This window comes from Mycobacterium arosiense ATCC BAA-1401 = DSM 45069 (assembly GCF_002086125.1).
Lineage (GTDB): Bacteria > Actinomycetota > Actinomycetes > Mycobacteriales > Mycobacteriaceae > Mycobacterium > Mycobacterium arosiense.
In genome coordinates this window covers 1-321 of record NZ_MVHG01000288.1, presented here as the reverse complement: position 1 = coordinate 321, position 321 = coordinate 1, and the positions used below count along the sequence as shown (strand labels likewise).

Annotated in this window: 2 protein-coding genes; both read left to right on the top strand. The window is 60.4% G+C overall.

Annotated elements, in window-relative coordinates:
- Positions 1 to 200, top strand: a 200-nt coding sequence (locus BST14_RS31940; RefSeq protein ID WP_497795598.1) for a permuted SH3 domain-containing protein, incomplete at its 5' end; no start/stop codon positions are given.
- Between the two features lie 15 nt (positions 201 to 215).
- A partial coding sequence (locus BST14_RS31935) for an efflux RND transporter permease subunit (protein WP_211280848.1) occupies positions 216 to 321 on the top strand: 106 nt, incomplete at its 3' end.

The window sequence follows — 321 nt, the reverse complement described above, 5'->3', positions numbered from 1 at the left end:
AGCTGCGGGTGATCAAGGCCGACCGGGTGATCGGCGACAAGTGGCTGGTTACCGAAGGCCTGAACGCCGGCGACAAGATCATTACCGAAGGCCTGCAGTTCGTGCAGCCGGGTGTCGAGGTGAAGACCGTGCCGGCGAAGAATGTCGCGTCCGCGCAGAAGGCCGACGCCGCTCCGGCGAAAACCGACAGCAAGGGCTGATCAAGGGGATTCGTAATGTCGAAGTTTTTCATTGATAGGCCCATTTTCGCGTGGGTGATCGCCTTGGTGATCATGCTCGCGGGTGGCCTGTCGATCCTCAGTCTGCCGGTCAACCAGTACC